We start from the raw sequence: 18,659 nt of genomic DNA, 5'->3' as shown, positions 1-18,659 counted from the left end.
GTTTATGTATAGTCTATAACTATTTAATTGAATTAGAAAGGTGAGAATCGAATGATACTTTTACAACTTAATGACATCTCTAAATCGTTCGATGGTGAAGATATATTTACTGATGTAGACTTTGAAGTTAAAACTGGTGAGAGAATCGGTGTTGTAGGTAGAAATGGTGCTGGAAAGTCTACACTTATGAAGATTATCGCTGGCGTTGAAAGTTATGATAGTGGTCACATTTCTAAGATAAAGAATTTAAAATTAGGTTATCTTACCCAACAAATGACACTTAATTCAACGGCTACCGTTTTCGAAGAGATGTCAAAACCATTTGAACATATCAAAAATATGGAAAGTCTAATTAAGGAAGAAACTGATTGGCTTGCACAACATACACATGAATACGAATCAGAAACATATAAAGAACATATGGAACGTTATGAATCGCTTACGAATCGTTTTGAACAACTGGAAGGTTATCAATATGAAAGTAAAATTAAAACCGTACTTCATGGCTTAAACTTTACTGAGAATGATTTTGATAAACCTATTAATGATTTTAGTGGTGGTCAAAAAACACGCCTCTCGCTTGCACAAATGTTGTTAAACGAGCCTGACCTACTCTTACTTGATGAACCAACAAACCATTTAGATTTAGAAACTACAAAATGGTTAGAGGACTACTTAAAATATTTTAAAGGCGCCATCGTAATTATCAGTCATGATAGATATTTCTTAGATAAAATCGTCACTCAAATTTATGACGTCGCACTTGGAGATGTGAAACGTTATGTAGGTAATTATGAACAATTTATTGAACAACGCGATCAATATTATGAAAAGCGTATGCAAGAATACGAAAAACAACAAGAAGAAATTAAGCGTTTAGAAACATTCGTAGAGAAAAATATTACCCGCGCATCTACCAGTGGTATGGCAAAGAGTCGTCGCAAAACATTAGAAAAAATGGAACGCATAGATAAACCAATGATTGATGCAAGAAGTGCGAATATACAATTTGGTTTTGAAAGAAATACCGGAAATGATGTCATGCACATCAAAAATTTAAAAATTGGTTATGACGCTCCTATTACTGAACCCATTAATATTGAAGTTTCTAAAGGCGATCATATAGCTGTGATTGGTCCTAATGGTGTTGGAAAGACTACGCTAATTAAAACAATTGCCCAAAAACAAGACAATCTTGGCGGTAGCATCACCTTTGGTGCAAATCTTCAAATTGGTTATTATGATCAGAAACAAGCAGAATTTAAATCGAATAAAACAATTTTAGATTATGTATGGGATCAATATCCTACGATGAATGAAAAAGATGTACGAGCTGTTCTAGGTCGCTTCTTATTTGTTCAAGAAGATGTGAAGAAAATTATTAATGACTTATCCGGCGGCGAAAAAGCACGTTTGCAGTTAGCTTTATTAATGCTACAAAGAGATAATGTCTTAATTCTCGACGAACCGACCAACCACTTAGATATCGATTCTAAAGAAATGTTAGAACAAGCATTAAAACATTTTGAAGGAACTATAATCTTCGTCTCACATGATCGATATTTTATTAATCAACTTGCAAATAAAGTATTTGACCTCAATTATCAAGGTGGACAAATGTATCTCGGTGATTATCAATATTACATTGAAAAAACTGAAGAAGCTGCAGCATTAAAGGCTCAAAAAGAATTAAAAAATGATGCTGAAAATGTGAAGAATGATAGCACAACAAAGCCTTCATCATATATGAACCAAAAGCAACAAAAACGAGATCAAAGAAAAATAGAACGTCAAATTGAACAATGCGAAGCTAAAATTGAAGCGTTTGAAACACATATTTCTTATATTGAAGAACAATTGACGCAACCGGAAGTATTTAATGATCCTATTAAAGCTGCTGAATTAGCTGAAGAAAAAAATGAAACCGAACAAAAATTAGAACAAGTGATGTTTGAATGGGAAGAATTACAAGAAAAATTATAAATCACTAATATCATCGAAGGCACTGAGAAGTAGAATTTCTTACTTTTTAGTGTCTTTTAGTATGTTATTACACAAATATTATTCACACCGTTTATCGTGGATATGATGGCTATCCACAGAGTTATCCTAGTTATCCACAGGTAAATTCACACTTTTGCTCAAAATTATTCGAGTTATTCACCCCTATATCCACACTTTTTAACAGTGTTTATCCACAAGTTACGCACATTTTGTTGATAAGTACGCACGTTCCCTATTGACATTTTCATTTCAGTAAGAAGGTTTGAGTCTAAAATTTATTTATGGAATAATTTAAATATAAATACATAAGGGAGAATTCTATGACTAACAACTTAACTTTAGCACTCATCATTCTCATATTTATTTTACTTGTCGCAATCGTAAATATAGTTGTATCTATAATAGAAAGACGCAAACTTATCACTAAAATAAATACACTTTGGGATAATAAATCAAAATTAGAATCGTTTATACGTCCTAACTCACGATTTGACGCTCAATATCAAACGTATAAAGACGAATTTGAAAAGAAACATCCACTTATCGATGATAAAACTTGGTCCGATTTAAATTTGAGCGCATTATTTCATAAAATCAACTTTAATTTTACTGCTATAGGAGAAATGAAATTATATGCCACTTTAAGAGGTATGTTTAAAATAGAAAATCAATCACTCATACAACGCTACAATGATGATAAATCATTCCGTTTAAATGTATCTTACATACTTTCTAAAATAGGAAAAAATGTTTATCCGTTATTTCCAGACCAATTAAGTCCTATTTCTCGAAATAATTTATTAATGTTTTGTCCATTATTACCTATCGTTACTTTGCCGATAATGTTTTTATCACCTGGGTCAGGTCTGTTTTTATTCATCGGTGCTTTAATCTTAAATGTAACGTTATCGATGAATCTTAAGAAGACCTATGATCAAGACTTAAAGTCGATCTTCTATACTGCGAATGTCATCAAGCAATGTCTTGCATTGAGTAAATTAGAGGGCACACCTGAACTAGATGTTAATTTTAATCATTTTAAGACGTCTCGTAGGTTTAGTGGATTTCTAGCTAAGATAGAATCACCTGATTTTGTAACCAGTTCAATTCTCTTTGTAAAATTAATCTTTATGATTGATTACGTACTGTTTCATCTTATTCAACATAGTTATTTTAAACATCAGGATGAAGTTACGAAATGTTATGACTATATAAGTACGCTTGATAATCACTATTCTCTTGCCATGTATAGACGTACATTATCTTATTACTGTGAGCCAGATATAGATGAGTCAGTTGGTGGTGTGCATTTTCAAAATTTAATACATCCATTAATTGACGAAGATGTAGCGGTACCTAATGATTTAAATCTCGACAATCACATACTGCTCACTGGTTCCAATGCTTCAGGAAAATCAACATTTATGAAAGCCGTAGCGTTAAATATCATTATGTCGCAATCCCTTCGAACTGCAACAGCCGATACGTTTAAATGCAAACCTGGCTATGTTTACACTTCTATGGCCAATGCTGATGACGTATTGTCAGGCGATAGTTACTTTATGGCTGAATTGAAGTCCATCAGACGCCTATTTAATATTGATACACAAGGTACAATTTACTGTTTCATAGATGAAATTTTTAAAGGTACAAATACGACAGAGCGTATTGCTGCTTCAGAATCTGTACTCAGCTATTTGAATGCATTACCTAACTATCAAGTTGTAGCTGCGACACATGACATTGAATTATCGTCATTATTGGAAAGGGATTATCACAATTATCACTTCAATGAATCTATTAACAATAATGAAATTTACTTTGATTATAAAATTAAACCCGGCAAAGCCAATACGCGTAATGCCATTGAATTACTTAGAATCACACAATTTCCTAATGCTATTTATGAACGCGCTAAAGAACAAGTTAAGGAATAACTACATTTTCCTAATAAACTTTCTATCTATATTAAAAGCTCCATTCAACGTATGACTGTAGTTTCATGTTATACGTTGAATGGAGCTTTCTCATTTACTTATTCAATCGAAAAATCTTCGATATCGATATTATTTTCACCGTTAAGCGCTAAATCGCCACGTAAGCCTGCTTGATATAAATAATGTCCAGCTGAACCTATCATAGCCGCATTATCTGTACATAAAGATGGACTAGGAATCGTAAGCGTAATCCCCTCATTCTCACATGCAGTTTTAAGTGAGGCTCTTAATCCTTTATTACTTGCAACTCCTCCAGCAACGATAAGACGTTGAACACCATATGATTGACATGCATGCATCGCTTTATACGTTAAAACTTCAACTACACTGTTTTGAAAACTCGTCGCAACATTTTCGGCTACGATTTCTTCATTTTTTTGGCGTAGATTATGCAATTTATTAATAACAGCACTTTTAAGTCCGCTAAAGCTAAAGTCATAGCTGTCCTTTTCCAACCAAACCCTAGGAAAGTTATAAGCATCCTTACCTTTGGCAGCTAGTTGATCGATTTGTGGACCGCCTGGATAAGGTAAATCGATTGTACGCGCTACCTTATCGTATGCTTCACCGACCGCATCATCTCTTGTTTCACCTATAACTTCAAAGTTTAAATGATCTTTCATATAAACTAATTCTGTATGTCCGCCAGAAACGATAAGCGCCATTAAAGGAAATGTAAGTGGCTGTTCTAAATGATTGGCATAAATGTGTCCAGCGATATGGTGTACAGGAATAATAGGCTTATCATAAGCAAACGCGAGCGCTTTCGCTGCGTTAATTCCTATCAGTAATGCCCCGATTAAGCCTGGACCTTGCGTTACAGCAACCGCGTCAATGTCTTCCATAGTCATATTGGCTGTTGTTAGCGATTCTTCAATTGTCGCTGTCATGCCTTCAACATGGTGTCGACTTGCAACTTCAGGAACGACGCCACCGAATCGTTTATGACTATCAATTTGGCTCAGTACTGTATTAGAAAGTATTTCAGTACCATTCTTAATCACACTTACACTAGTTTCATCGCAGCTTGTTTCTATTGCTAGAATTAATGTTTGTTGAGTCATTTTAAGTTCACCCACATCACTAACGCATCCTCACCTTCACCGTAATAATTTTTTCTTTTTCCTCCATATTGAAAACCTAAATTTTTATAAACATGTTGTGCGACTTCGTTATCTAAACGCACTTCTAAGCTCATCACTTCACACGTATGGCTAGCATAGTTTTTAACATATTTTAATAATAACTGCCCTAGTCCATATCCTCTAAATTGCTCTTTAATCGCAACAGTAGTAATTTGTGCTTGATCAATCACAATCCATAAACCTAGGTAACCAATAATCTTATCGTCATATTCAATCACGAAATAATTCGCAAATTGATTTTGTTCAATCTCATGATAAAACGCATCAATTGTCCATGAACTGTCATTGAAACTTTCCCGTTCTATATCAAAGACTTGAGGTACATCTTCTACGCTCATTTTCCTAATATTTAATTGTTCTTCTGTTGGTTTAACCAATTTCGTTCCGCCTCTGATAATTTATGATATTTAGGTGCAAATGTATGAATATCTTCAGGTTCTTGAATGAGCGATTTCATGACTGCTGCACTTGGTAAATTCTCAATAACTTCACTATCTAATAGGTGCGCAATGTTTTCAATATTGAATCCTACATATACATAATCTTGATTCAATGCGTGAAGTTTATCTTTAAGTTCACTTATTGGTAAATAGCCATCTTCAATGACCGTTTCAAGCTTTCCATCAACATTCTGATAAACACCTGTATACACTGCTTCTCTACGTGCATCGAAAATAGGAACCAATAACCTATCATCATCTTTAACAGTAGCAGCAAGTGCTTTTAATGAAGACACACCATATAATCGTGTTTGTAACGCATAAGCAAGTGTTTTAGCTACAGTTACTCCAATTCTTAAACCTGTATAAGAACCTGGCCCTTCTGCCACAACAATATCCGTAATATCTTGTTTATCAATCTGAGATTGTTCAAATAATTTTTGAATTTCAGGCATCAATTGAACTGAATGATTTTGTTTAATGTTGGTCGTCTTCTCTGCGATGACTTGATTATCCTGCATTAATGCTACTGATAGGGGCTGATTAGATGTATCAATGAGTAGATAATTCATTTACCAACACCTCCTTCATCATGTCGTAATGGTCTCCATGAGATTCAATTGTTAACACACGTTCATTTTCATTTTTGACTTTAATATTAATGATAAGATGTTGTGGTGGCAGTAAATCTTTGATAAATTGACTCCACTCTATAACAGTAATTGCTTGATCTTCAAAATATTCTTCAAAGCCTAAGTCTTCTTCTTGGTCTTCTAAGCGATAACAATCCATATGGTGTAACTTTAATTCATCACCTTTATACGATTTTATAATATTAAACGTTGGTGAATTAATTGTTCGTTTAACACCTAGTGCTTTCCCAATAAATTGAGTTAATGTCGTTTTGCCTGCACCTAAGTCTCCATTTAATAAAATGATATCTCCAGCTTTTACATTTTTAACTAGAAGTTCAGCAAATTGTTTCATCTCATCCAAATTGTGTATCGTAATCAACATTCATTCTCCTATTTTTAATGATATGTTTTTATCAGACTGTAGACACCCCTTCTTAAGATCAATCTATTGTAATAATACTTCGTATTGCTTTAGCTCCCTTGCCACGGGCATGGCTTGAGCCTGTAGTCTCAAGACGCATGCTATTCCTGCAGGCGTGTCGCTATCAATACTCAGCTAAGTAAATGTGAATACTCAATTAGGAATAATTTTCCAACAGTCTGACTTATTAATTTTATTTGTTCGTTTAGTTCATATTTTGTAATCTTTTATCTTTAATTTTGTTTCTCTCATTTATTATTAATACGTCCTTGTTAACTCATTTATTGTAACAAATTTTATTATAAATTTCTTTGTGAAAATTCTAAGTCGTAATCAAAAATAAATTGTTAGAAAATTCTAAATTATTATTGACACGATTCACCTCATGTAGTAAATTGGGTTTATCAAATTTTAAAACAATTCAAACTATTAAGAATAATTAACCATTCATCGAAAGGAGTATAATAAAATGACTTATCATACTACGCTCAATCAACCGACAACTACAAATGCTATTATCATTTTATTATACTCGTAAGGACTCGAACTTTAGTTAGTATGACCTACTAAATGTTTAAGTCCTATTTCTAGTTGAATGGGACTTACAAACGTCCCAATAATCATTGGGACGTTTTTTTATTTTCTTAATACAAATACGGGGGAATCAAAAATGCGAAGCGACATGATCAAAAAAGGAGATCACCAAGCTCCAGCAAGAAGTCTTTTACACGCTACGGGCGCACTTCATCAACCTACAGATATGAATAAACCTTTTGTGGCAATTTGTAATTCCTACATAGATATTGTGCCAGGACATGTTCATCTTAGAGAACTTGCTGATATCGCTAAAGAAGCAATTCGTGAAGCAGGTGCTATCCCATTCGAATTTAACACGATTGGTGTAGATGACGGTATCGCGATGGGACACATCGGAATGAGGTACTCGTTACCTTCTAGAGAAATTATTGCAGATGCAGCCGAAACTGTGATTAATGCCCACTGGTTCGATGGCGTATTTTATATTCCAAATTGCGACAAAATAACGCCTGGCATGATTCTAGCAGCTGTTCGTACAAATGTACCTGCAATCTTTTGTTCAGGCGGCCCTATGAAAGCAGGATTATCTGCTCAAGGTAAGGCCCTCACTTTATCATCAATGTTTGAGGCGGTTGGTGCATTTAAAGAAGGTTCAATTTCTAAAGAAGAATTTCTAGATATGGAGCAGAATGCATGTCCTACTTGTGGTTCCTGTGCAGGGATGTTCACCGCAAATTCAATGAATTGTTTAATGGAAGTTTTAGGACTTGCCCTTCCATATAACGGTACAGCTTTAGCAGTGAGTGACCAACGCCGTGAAATGATTCGTCAAGCAGCCTTTCGTTTAGTTGAAAATATTAAAAACGATATCAAACCAAGAGACATCGTGACACGTGAAGCGATTGATGATGCCTTCGCATTAGATATGGCTATGGGTGGTTCAACAAATACAGTGTTACATACTTTAGCAATCGCCAATGAAGCTGGTGTGGATTATGACTTAGAACGTATTAATGAAATTGCTAAAAAAACACCTTACTTATCAAAAATTGCGCCTAGCTCATCATATTCTATGCATGATGTACACCAAGCTGGTGGTGTACCAGCCATTATCAATGAATTAATGAAGAAAGATGGTACATTACATCCTGATCGATTAACAGTAACTGGTAAAACATTAAGAGAGAACAATGAAGGTAAAGAAATTAAAAATTTCGATGTCATTCATCCTTTAGATCAACCATACGATCATCAAGGTGGCCTTTCAATTCTCTTTGGCAATATAGCGCCTAAAGGTGCAGTGATTAAAGTAGGCGGTGTAGATCCTTCAATTAAAGTATTTAAAGGTAAAGCAATTTGTTTTAATTCACATGATGAAGCCGTTGAAGCTATTGATAATCATACTGTCCGTGCAGGCCATGTGGTTGTCATTAGATACGAAGGTCCTAAAGGCGGCCCTGGTATGCCAGAAATGTTAGCCCCTACTTCATCAATTGTTGGAAGAGGATTAGGTAAAGATGTGGCGCTTATTACTGATGGTAGATTTTCTGGTGCAACGAGAGGTATTGCATTTGGACATATTTCGCCAGAAGCCGCTTCTGGAGGCCCAATCGGCTTAATCAAAGATGGAGACGAAATTACGATAGATTTAATAAATAGAAAGTTAGATGTCGATCAACCACAAGAAGAACTCTATCGTCGTCGTGAAGAACTCAAACCGTTTAAAGCTAAAGTTAAAACAGGTTACCTTGCAAGATATACTGCGTTAGTTACAAGTGCTAACACAGGCGGAATTATGCAAGTCCCAGAAAACCTTATTTAAATTGGAGATGATAAAAATGTCTAATCAAAAAGAAAGTCCCTCATTTACTACATTAGACACAGATGCAACTGATACTTTAAAAGTTGCTAAATCTACAGAACCTGAATATTTAAAATCGCAAACAGTGAATCAAATGCGAAGTGGTTCTAAACTTTTGGTCGAAGCATTACAACACGAAGATGTGGATTTCATTTTCGGTTATCCAGGCGGTGCAGTGTTACCGCTGTATGATACATTCTATGATGGTCAAATTAAACATATTTTAGCTAGACACGAGCAAGGTGCGACGCATGCTGCTGAAGGATATGCACGTGTTTCAGGTAAGACGGGTGTTGTTGTAGTAACCAGTGGTCCTGGAGCTACGAATGCTATTACAGGTATCACTGATGCTCATAGTGACTCGTTACCTTTAGTAGTCTTTACTGGTCAAGTTGCGACACCTGGAATTGGTAAAGATGCATTCCAAGAAGCTGATTTACTTTCGATGACTACCCCGATTACTAAGCAAAATTATCAAGTCAAAAATGTTGAAGATATACCTAGAATCGTACATGAAGCCTTTCATGTGGCCAATTCAGGAAGAAAAGGTCCAGTAGTGATCGATTTCCCAAAAGATATGGGTATTTTATCAACTAACGTAGGACTATCCAATGAAATCAATTTGCCAGGATATGATGTAAAGAGCGAGCCAGAAGCTGAAGATATTCAAACATTAGTTTCTTATATTAAAGAAGCAGAAAGACCTGTCATTCTCGCCGGTGCAGGTATTAATCATTCTAAATCTAATCAACTATTAACAGAATTTGTCACTAAACACCAAATTCCAACCGTCACGACACTTTTAGGTTTAGGAGCTATTCCGTACGAACATCCCCTATTCCTAGGTATGGGTGGTATGCACGGCTCATACGCAAGTAATATGGCTCTTACAGAATGTGACTTACTCATTAATTTAGGTAGTAGATTTGATGACCGTCTTGCTAGTAAACCTGATGCATTCGCACCTAATGCTAAGATTGTGCACGTGGATATTGACCCTTCTGAAATCAATAAGGTCATTGATACTGATTTAGGTATTGTCGCTGATTGTAAACGCGTCTTAGAAGCTTTATTCTCTGAAAATGTCTCAACAGCCCCACATGAACAATGGATTCAATACTGTAAAGCCAATAAGCAGAAACATCCATTTAAATATGACAACGACGATTCTACGTTCAGTAAACCTCAAATAGCCATTGAATATATTGGAAAGATTACTCACGGAGAGGCCATCGTTACTACAGACGTAGGACAACATCAAATGTGGGCAGCACAATTCTATCCATTTAAAAATCATGGACAATGGGTCACTAGCGGTGGTTTAGGAACAATGGGATTTGGCATACCTTCAGCCATTGGTGCACAACTCGCTGAACCAGATAAAACAGTGGTTTGCTTTGTTGGTGACGGCGGTTTCCAAATGACTAATCAAGAGATGGCGTTATTACCTGAATATCATTTAAATGTAAAAATCGTTTTAATTAATAACGGCACTCTAGGTATGGTTAAACAATGGCAAGATAAATTCTTTAATCAACGTTTCTCACATTCCGTATTTAATGATCAACCCGATTTTATGAAAATGGCTGAAGCATATGGCATCAATGGATATTTAATTGATACACCGGATAAGCTCGAGTCACAAATTGACGCAGCGTTTGCTCATGAAGGACCAGCATTGATTGAAGTGCGTATCTCCCCTGTTGAACCTGTTACTCCAATGGTACCAAGCGGTAAAGCGAATAATGAGATGGAGGGATTATAATGCAACGCACAATTCAATTCGTTGTCGCTGATCAAGTCAGCACATTAAATCGCATTACAAGCGCATTTGTCAGATTACAATGTAACATTGATGAATTACATGTTAAACGCTCAGAACAAGATGGTATTTCCAATATGGAACTTAAGGTCAATATTGACGATGACACTGCTTTCAATATTCTTTTAAAGAAATTAGAACAACAAATTAATGTATTAAGTGTTACAAGTATATAAAAATGATTTGATGCGCTAGTGTTGTAAAAAGTTGAATATTTAAACACAACTAACATCTTACTCATTTTTACAATATAAATATTTTGAAAATTTTGAATTTATATGAAGTAATTGGAGGAATTTACTATGACAAAAGTTTATTATGATGGATCTGTAACTAAAGACGCATTACAAGGTAAAAAAATTGCAGTAATCGGATATGGCTCACAAGGACATGCCCACGCGCAAAACTTAAAAGATAGTGGCTATGATGTCATCATCGGTATCCGTCCTGGACACTCATACGATAAAGCTAAAAAAGATGGTTTCGATGTGTATCCTGTAAGTGAAGCTACAAAACAAGCAGATGTCGTTATGGTTTTATTACCAGATGAAATCCAAGGTAACGTATACAAAAATGAAATCGCACCTAACTTAGAAGCAGGTAATGCCCTAGCTTTCGCCCACGGTTTTAACATTCACTTTGGTGTTATTCAACCTCCTGCTGATGTAGATGTATTTTTAGTAGCTCCAAAAGGACCTGGCCACCTTGTAAGACGTACATTCGTTGAAGGCAGTGCAGTACCTTCATTATTTGGTGTTCAACAAGATGCTACTGGAAATGCACGTGATATCGCTTTAAGCTATGCCAAAGGTATTGGTGCTACACGTGCTGGTGTTATTGAAACAACATTTAAAGAAGAAACTGAAACTGATTTATTCGGTGAACAAGCTGTACTTTGTGGTGGTATCCATAAATTAATTCAAAGTGGTTTTGAAACTTTAGTAGAAGCTGGTTATCAAAAAGAATTAGCTTACTTCGAAGTATTACATGAAATGAAATTAATCGTTGATTTAATGTATGAAGGCGGTATGGAAAACGTTCGCTATTCTATTTCAAATACTGCCGAATTTGGTGATTATGTATCTGGACCACGTGTCATCACTCCAGAAGTTAAAAACAACATGAAAACTGTATTAGAAGATATCCAAAACGGTAACTTTGCTAATCGTTTTGTTAAAGATAATGAAAATGGCTTTAAAGAATTCTATCAATTACGTGAACAACAACATGGTCATGAAATTGAAGCGGTGGGTCGTGAGCTTCGTGAAATGATGCCATTTATTAAATCTAAAAGCATTGAAAAATAATTATTAAATTCAAGAGGTGTTTTAAAATGGAAGACCATATTCAAATTTTTGATACAACACTTAGAGATGGAGAACAAACGCCAGGTGTCAACTTTACATTTGATGAAAGATTAAAAATTGCAAAGCAATTAGAAAAATGGGGTGTAGATGTGATTGAAGCTGGATTCCCCGCTTCAAGTACAGGTAGTTTCAAATCTGTTGAATCGATTGCAAAGGCATTAACTACAACTGCTGTTTGTGGATTAGCTAGATGTAAAAAAGCAGATATAGATGCAGTATATGAAGCTACAAAGTTAGCAGCTAAACCTCAAGTTCATGTCTTTATAGCTACCTCACCTATCCATTTAGAACATAAATTAAAAATGACTCAAGCGGAAGTATTAGAATCTATCAAAGAACATGTATCATATGCTAAGCAATATTTCGAAGTCGTACAATTCTCTCCTGAAGATGCGACGAGAACTGAAATTCCGTTCTTAATTGATTGTGTTCAAACTGCTGTGGATGCTGGTGCAACAATCATCAATATCCCAGACACAGTAGGATTTAGCTATCCTACTGAATATGGTCAAATTTTTAAAACATTAACTGAATCCATTCATTCAGATAATCCAATCGTATTTAGTGCACATTGTCATGATGATTTAGGAATGGCGATTTCAAATAGTTTAGCAGCTATTGAAGGTGGTGCAAGACGTATTGAAGGCACAGTCAATGGTATCGGTGAGCGTGCAGGAAATGCTGCACTCGAAGAGGTAGCGCTAGCACTATATGTCAGACGTGATCATTATGGTATAGAATCTCAAATTAAACTCGGTGAAACGAAAAAAACATCTGATCTTATTTCACGTTATGCGGGCATACGAGTACCTAGAAACAAAGCCATCGTAGGACAAAATGCGTTTAGTCATGAATCTGGTATTCACCAAGATGGTGTACTGAAACATCGTGAAACGTATGAAATCATGACACCTCAATTAGTCGGTGTCAGTACTACTGAATTACCACTTGGTAAACTTTCTGGTAAACACGCTTTTGCAGAAAAATTAAAAGTACTAGGATACGACATTAGTCCTGAAGATCAAATTGCGCTATTCAAGCAATTTAAAGAAGTTGCTGATAAGAAGAAAGCAGTATCAGATCGTGACATCCACGCAATTATTCAAGGTTCTGAACATGAACAAAATGCAATCTATCAACTTGAGAATTTACAACTTCAATATGTATCCAAAGGATTACAAAGTGCTGTTGTAGTTATTAAAGATAACAACGGACAAACTTATCAAGATTCAAGTATTGGTACTGGTTCAATTGTTGCCATTTATAATGCTGTTGATCGCATTTTCAAACGTCAAACAGAGCTCATTGATTATAGAATTGACTCCGTTACAGAAGGTACAGATGCGCAAGCTGAAGTACATGTGAGCTTAATTATCGAAGGAAAATCTGTCAATGGTATTGGTTTCGATCACGATATTTTACAAGCATCATGCAAAGCTTATATTGAAGCCCATGCTAAATATGTATCTGAAAATCAAGAAAAGGAAGGTATTCAATAATGCGTTATCACATCGTTGCACTTCCGGGAGATGGGATTGGTCCAGAAATCTTAAATGGTACTTTAGAACTTCTCAAGTTAATTAGTGAACAATATGATTTTGAATATCAACTTGAAGAACATCATTTTGGAGGGGCGGCCATAGACAACTATGGCACTCCCCTATCTGATAAAACATTAGAAGCATGTAAAAATGCTGATGCAATCTTATTAGGTGCTATAGGCGGTCCGAAATGGACTAATCCAAACAATCGACCAGAGCATGGGTTACTGAAATTAAGAAAATCATTAAATTTATACGCAAATATCCGTCCTACCATTGTCACTGAGGGGACAAGTCACCTTTCTCCTTTAAAAGAGGAACGTGTCAAAGGAACTGATTTAGTTATTGTTAGAGAGTTAACTAGTGGTATTTATTTTGGTGAACCGAGTCACTATGATGCTACTTCTGCTTTAGACTCTTTAACTTATACGCGTGAGGAAATTGAAAGAATTGTAAGAGTCGCTTTCGACTTAGCACAAAATAGAAGAAAAAAATTAACTTCTGTAGACAAAGAGAATGTTTTATCTTCTAGTAAACTATGGCGTCAAACTGTTGAAGAAGTTAAAGCAGATTACCCAGATGTAGAAGTCAATCATCTTTTAGTAGATGCCTGCAGTATGCATTTAATCACTCGACCTACGCAATTTGATGTCATCGTCACCGAAAATTTATTTGGGGATATTCTAAGTGACGAAGCATCAGTGATTCCTGGTTCTCTTGGATTATCACCTTCAGCAAGTTTCAGTAATCAAGGAACTCGCTTGTATGAACCCATCCATGGATCTGCGCCAGATATTGCAAATCAAGACATTGCAAATCCATTTGGCATGATTCTGTCATTAGCACTTTGTTTAAGGGAAAGTTTGAACCAACCTAAAGCTGCCAAAGAACTTGAAGACCATGTCTTTGCTTTAATTAAATCTGGTAAAACGACTGCTGATTTAGGTGGTCAATACAAAACTTCAGAAATATTTAAACTACTAAAGAATCAATATTCATAAAAGGGAGGAGAAGTATGATGGGACTAACACTATTCGATAAAGTATGGAATAAACATGTTCTACACGGAAACGAAGGTGAACCTCAATTATTATATATAGATTTGCATCTCATACATGAAGTTACTTCTCCTCAAGCATTTGAGGGACTCAGAATTCAAAATCGAAAACTTAGAAGACCAGATCTTACCTTCGCTACATTAGACCATAACGTTCCTACTATTGATATTTTCAATATTAAAGACGAGATTGCTAATAAACAAATTACGACATTACAGAAAAATGCTAAAGATTTTGGGGTACACATCTTTGATATGGGATCTGATGAGCAAGGTATTGTTCATATGGTTGGACCGGAAACTGGATTGACACAACCAGGTAAAACAATTGTATGCGGTGACTCACATACAGCTACACATGGTGCATTTGGTGCAATTGCGTTCGGTATTGGTACTAGTGAAGTTGAGCATGTCTTTGCAACTCAAACTTTATGGCAAACAAAACCTAAAAATTTAAAGATAGATATTAATGGCCAATTACCTACAGGTGTTTATGCTAAAGATATTATACTCTATTTAATTAACCAATATGGTGTAGATTTTGGTACTGGATATGCCCTTGAATTTACAGGAGAAACAATAAAAAGTTTGTCTATGGAAGCACGTATGACAATCTGTAATATGGCTATTGAAGCCGGAGCAAAGTATGGAATGATGCAACCAGATGAAATTACATTTGAATATGTTAAAGGACGTCCTTATGCAAGTAACTTTAATCAATCTATTGATTGGTGGAGAACGCTTTATTCAGATGAGGATGCATATTTTGATAAAGTCATTGAATTAGATGTTTCTAACCTTGAACCTCAAGTAACTTGGGGAACAAATCCTGAAATGGGTGTCAATTTCAGTAGTCCATTTCCTGAAATCAAAGATTCAAACGATGAACGCGCATATCATTATATGGGCCTCAAACCTGGTCAAAAAGCCGAAGATATTGAATTAGGATATGTTTTTCTTGGATCATGTACCAATGCAAGATTATCTGATTTATTAGAAGCAAGTCGTATCGTTAAAGGAAATAAAGTTCATCCTAATATCACTGCTATCGTTGTTCCTGGTTCAAGAACAGTTAAGAAAGAAGCTGAAGCTCTCGGTCTCGATGTTATTTTTAAAGAAGCTGGATTTGAATGGAGAGAGCCTGGATGTTCAATGTGTTTAGGGATGAATCCTGACCAAGTTCCTGAAGGTGTTCACTGTGCTTCAACAAGTAATCGAAACTTTGAAGGACGCCAAGGTAAAGGTGCACGAACACATCTTGTCTCCCCTGCAATGGCAGCTGCTGCAGCTATTAATGGAAGATTTGTAGATGTAAGAAAGGTGGTCGTATAAATGGATATTCAACCTATATCAACATATACAGGTAAGGTTGTCCCCCTTTTCTATGACAATATTGATACAGATCAAATAATCCCTAAAGTCCACCTAAAACGAATCTCAAAGACAGGCTTTGGCCCATTTGCTTTTGATGAGTGGCGTTATTTACCTGATGGCTCAGATAATCCAGAATTTAATCCTAATAAGCCACAATACAAAGGGGCATCTATTTTAATTACAGGAGATAATTTCGGATGTGGCTCTAGTCGTGAACATGCTGCATGGGCATTAAAAGATTACGGCTTTAATATTATTATTGCTGGCAGTTTTAGTGATATTTTTTATATGAACTGTACTAAGAATGCAATGTTACCTATTGCTCTTGAAAAGGAAGCTCGTGAACATTTAGCTCAATTCGAAGAGGTAACCATTGATTTACCTACTCAAACTGTTTCATCTCCTGAACAAACTTTTAACTTTAAAATAGATGAAACATGGAAGAATAAATTAGTAAATGGACTTGATGATATTGCCATTACTTTACAATATGAAGATTTAATAGAAAAATATGAAAAAACATTTTAAAGGGTGTGGAATATTATGACAGTAAAAACGACCGTTTCAACTCAAGATATCGATGAAGCCTTTTTACGTCTTAAAGATATCGCCAAAGAAACACCATTACAACTTGATCACTACCTTTCCCAAAAGTATGATTGCAAGGTTTATTTAAAGAGAGAAGACCTTCAATGGGTACGTTCGTTCAAGTTAAGAGGTGCCTACAATGCAATTTCAGTATTATCTGATGAGGCTAAAAATAAAGGCATTACATGCGCAAGTGCAGGTAATCATGCACAAGGTGTGGCTTACACTGCTAAAAAATTAAATTTAAAAGCCGTTATTTTCATGCCGGTAACCACACCACTTCAAAAAATCAACCAAGTACAATTTTTTGGTAGTGACAATGTCGAAGTTGTATTAACTGGTGATACGTTTGATCATTGTTTAGAGGAAGCGCTCACTTATACTAAAGAACACGAAATGAACTTCATTGATCCATTTAACAATGTTTATACAATTTCTGGCCAAGGTACACTTGCGAAAGAAATCATTGAACAATCTAAAGAAGATGGCGTGAAATTCGATTATTTATTCGCTGCTATTGGCGGTGGAGGCCTAATTTCAGGTATTAGCACATATTTTAAAGCGTACTCCCCACATACTCAAATTATTGGAGTGGAACCTGCTGGTGCTAGTAGTATGTATGAATCAGTCGTTGTGAATCAACGTGTCGTTACTTTAGATCATATAGATAAGTTTGTAGATGGTGCGTCAGTTGCAAGAGTTGGAGATATTACATTTGAAATTGCTAAAGATAACGTAGACGATTACGTTCAAGTAGATGAAGGCGCTGTATGTTCTACTATCTTAGATATGTATTCTAAGCAAGCTATTGTAGCTGAACCTGCAGGTGCACTAAGTGTAGCTGCCCTTGAAAATTATAGAACACAGATTAAAGGTAAAACAGTCGTTTGTGTCGTAAGTGGTGGTAATAACGATATCAATCGTATGAAAGAAATAGAAGAACGCTCACTTTTATTTGAAGAAATGAAACACTATTTTATATTAAACTTCCCTCAAAGACCTGGTGCTTTAAGAGAGTTTGTAAATGACGTGTTAGGTTCACAAGATGATATTACTAAATTTGAATATCTAAAGAAAACATCTCAAACTACGGGTACAGTCATTATTGGTATTCAACTTAAGCATCATAGTGACCTTATTCAATTAAAAGAACGTGTGAACCATTTTGATCCTTCCAATATCTATATTAATGAAAATAAAATGCTATATTCCTTACTTATTTAAGCTAATAATATATGCTTTAATTAATGTTGCTCGAAAATGATTCTGTGACGTGCAGGTAATCATTTTCGAGTTTTTTATTTGAAATGAATTGTGTAATTATAATTTTACTATTGGATATAAAAAAAGAGACCTTTCGGTCTCTGACTTGCCTGGCAATTATTTCAGTGGTTCTTAATGGCTTTATGCCATTAAGTAAGAAAAATTAAGGATTAACACCCTTATTTTTCTTTAGGACGTAAGCCGGGCTACCATCTGGCGCTAAGGTGCTTCCTCTGCTTGAGTCAAACGTTCGCATCTTTCTTCATTCGCGTCCCTCGCTGACTCATTTAGCTCGACTAAACTCGTTGCGCTCTTTCCTTAATTCATCAGCTTCAATCGCTTTCTCTTCGCAGAGAATCAATCTTTCTCCATAGCTAATAGACTACGTACCTTCGGGGCGCCGATTGATTTTTAGGCATAAAAAAAGAGACTTTTCGGTCTCTGACTTGCCTGGCAACGTCCTACTCTAGCGGAACGTAAGTCCGACTACCATCGGCGCTAAGGAGCTTAACTTCTGTGTTCGGCATGGGAACAGGTGTGACCTCCTTGCCATTGTCACCAGACAAGTGAATGAATTGTACATTCAAAACTAGATAGTAAGTAATGA

15 protein-coding genes and 1 rRNA gene are annotated in these 18,659 nt (G+C 35.5%); 11 read left to right on the top strand and 5 right to left on the bottom strand.

Features of this window, described 5'->3' with window-relative positions:
- Window positions 1-51: 51 nt before the first annotated feature.
- A complete protein-coding gene (locus JMUB898_RS04505) occupies window positions 52-1,983 on the top strand; it encodes an ABC-F family ATP-binding cassette domain-containing protein (protein WP_044466878.1) in 1,932 nt (643 codons plus the stop codon).
- A gap of 341 nt (window positions 1,984-2,324) precedes the next feature.
- A complete protein-coding gene (locus JMUB898_RS04500; RefSeq protein ID WP_044466879.1) occupies window positions 2,325-3,941 on the top strand; it encodes a MutS-related protein in 1,617 nt (538 codons plus the stop codon).
- Window positions 3,942-4,039: 98 nt separating this feature from the next.
- Here JMUB898_RS04500 and tsaD read toward each other — a convergent pair whose 3' ends face one another.
- Genes tsaD through tsaE form a run of 4 tightly spaced genes read right to left on the bottom strand, consistent with a single transcriptional unit; the run spans window position 4,040 to window position 6,600 of the window.
- A complete protein-coding gene (gene tsaD, locus JMUB898_RS04495) occupies window positions 4,040-5,065 on the bottom strand; it encodes a tRNA (adenosine(37)-N6)-threonylcarbamoyltransferase complex transferase subunit TsaD (RefSeq protein ID WP_044466880.1) in 1,026 nt (341 codons plus the stop codon).
- On the bottom strand, window positions 5,062-5,523 hold the full coding sequence (rimI, locus tag JMUB898_RS04490; RefSeq protein WP_044466881.1) for a ribosomal protein S18-alanine N-acetyltransferase: 462 nt from the start codon (window positions 5,521-5,523) through the stop codon (window positions 5,062-5,064). The genes tsaD and rimI overlap by 4 nt, the downstream gene beginning before the upstream one ends.
- Window positions 5,496-6,158, bottom strand: coding sequence for a tRNA (adenosine(37)-N6)-threonylcarbamoyltransferase complex dimerization subunit type 1 TsaB (tsaB, locus tag JMUB898_RS04485; RefSeq protein ID WP_044466882.1), 663 nt, complete (start codon window positions 6,156-6,158; stop codon window positions 5,496-5,498). Before tsaB ends, rimI begins: the two co-directional genes overlap by 28 nt.
- Entirely contained in the window at window positions 6,139-6,600 is a 462-nt protein-coding gene (gene tsaE / locus JMUB898_RS04480; RefSeq protein WP_170080828.1) for a tRNA (adenosine(37)-N6)-threonylcarbamoyltransferase complex ATPase subunit type 1 TsaE, read from the bottom strand. The genes tsaB and tsaE overlap by 20 nt, the downstream gene beginning before the upstream one ends.
- Window positions 6,601-7,312: 712 nt before the next feature.
- On the opposite strand from tsaE, the gene ilvD reads away from it, so the two are divergent.
- From ilvD to ilvA, 9 genes are all read left to right on the top strand, one after another.
- Window positions 7,313-9,001 carry a dihydroxy-acid dehydratase gene (gene ilvD, locus JMUB898_RS04475; RefSeq protein ID WP_126514785.1) on the top strand — a complete coding sequence of 563 codons (1,689 nt, stop codon included), beginning with the start codon at window positions 7,313-7,315 and terminating at the stop codon, window positions 8,999-9,001.
- Between the two features lie 16 nt (window positions 9,002-9,017).
- On the top strand, window positions 9,018-10,805 hold the full coding sequence (gene ilvB, locus JMUB898_RS04470) for a biosynthetic-type acetolactate synthase large subunit (RefSeq protein ID WP_044466884.1): 1,788 nt from the start codon (window positions 9,018-9,020) through the stop codon (window positions 10,803-10,805).
- On the top strand, window positions 10,805-11,038 hold the full coding sequence (locus JMUB898_RS04465) for an ACT domain-containing protein (RefSeq protein WP_044466885.1): 234 nt from the start codon (window positions 10,805-10,807) through the stop codon (window positions 11,036-11,038). The genes ilvB and JMUB898_RS04465 overlap by 1 nt, the downstream gene beginning before the upstream one ends.
- Before the next feature lie 126 nt (window positions 11,039-11,164).
- Window positions 11,165-12,169, top strand: a complete 1,005-nt coding sequence (ilvC, locus tag JMUB898_RS04460) for a ketol-acid reductoisomerase (protein ID WP_002445299.1) — start codon at window positions 11,165-11,167, stop codon at window positions 12,167-12,169.
- A gap of 26 nt (window positions 12,170-12,195) precedes the next feature.
- On the top strand, window positions 12,196-13,728 hold the full coding sequence (locus tag JMUB898_RS04455) for a 2-isopropylmalate synthase (RefSeq protein ID WP_044466886.1): 1,533 nt from the start codon (window positions 12,196-12,198) through the stop codon (window positions 13,726-13,728).
- On the top strand, window positions 13,728-14,771 hold the full coding sequence (gene leuB, locus JMUB898_RS04450) for a 3-isopropylmalate dehydrogenase (RefSeq protein WP_044466887.1): 1,044 nt from the start codon (window positions 13,728-13,730) through the stop codon (window positions 14,769-14,771). The genes JMUB898_RS04455 and leuB overlap by 1 nt, the downstream gene beginning before the upstream one ends.
- A 17-nt stretch (window positions 14,772-14,788) precedes the next feature.
- A complete protein-coding gene (gene leuC / locus JMUB898_RS04445) occupies window positions 14,789-16,159 on the top strand; it encodes a 3-isopropylmalate dehydratase large subunit (RefSeq protein WP_044466888.1) in 1,371 nt (456 codons plus the stop codon).
- Window positions 16,160-16,729, top strand: a complete 570-nt coding sequence (leuD, locus tag JMUB898_RS04440; RefSeq protein ID WP_044466889.1) for a 3-isopropylmalate dehydratase small subunit — start codon at window positions 16,160-16,162, stop codon at window positions 16,727-16,729.
- Between the two features lie 15 nt (window positions 16,730-16,744).
- Window positions 16,745-18,013: a threonine ammonia-lyase IlvA gene (gene ilvA / locus JMUB898_RS04435; RefSeq protein WP_095323442.1), complete on the top strand. Its 1,269-nt coding sequence runs from the start codon at window positions 16,745-16,747 to the stop codon at window positions 18,011-18,013.
- 487 nt (window positions 18,014-18,500) lie between these two features.
- Here ilvA and rrf read toward each other — a convergent pair.
- Window positions 18,501-18,615, bottom strand: a 5S ribosomal RNA gene (gene rrf, locus JMUB898_RS04430).
- Between the last annotated feature and the right edge of the window lie 44 nt (window positions 18,616-18,659).

Origin of the sequence: Staphylococcus caprae (genome assembly GCF_003966625.1) — a bacterium.
Taxonomy (GTDB): domain Bacteria; phylum Bacillota; class Bacilli; order Staphylococcales; family Staphylococcaceae; genus Staphylococcus; species Staphylococcus caprae.
Note: the sequence above shows the minus strand (reverse complement) of the source record. Positions and strands in the feature narration are given on the sequence as shown.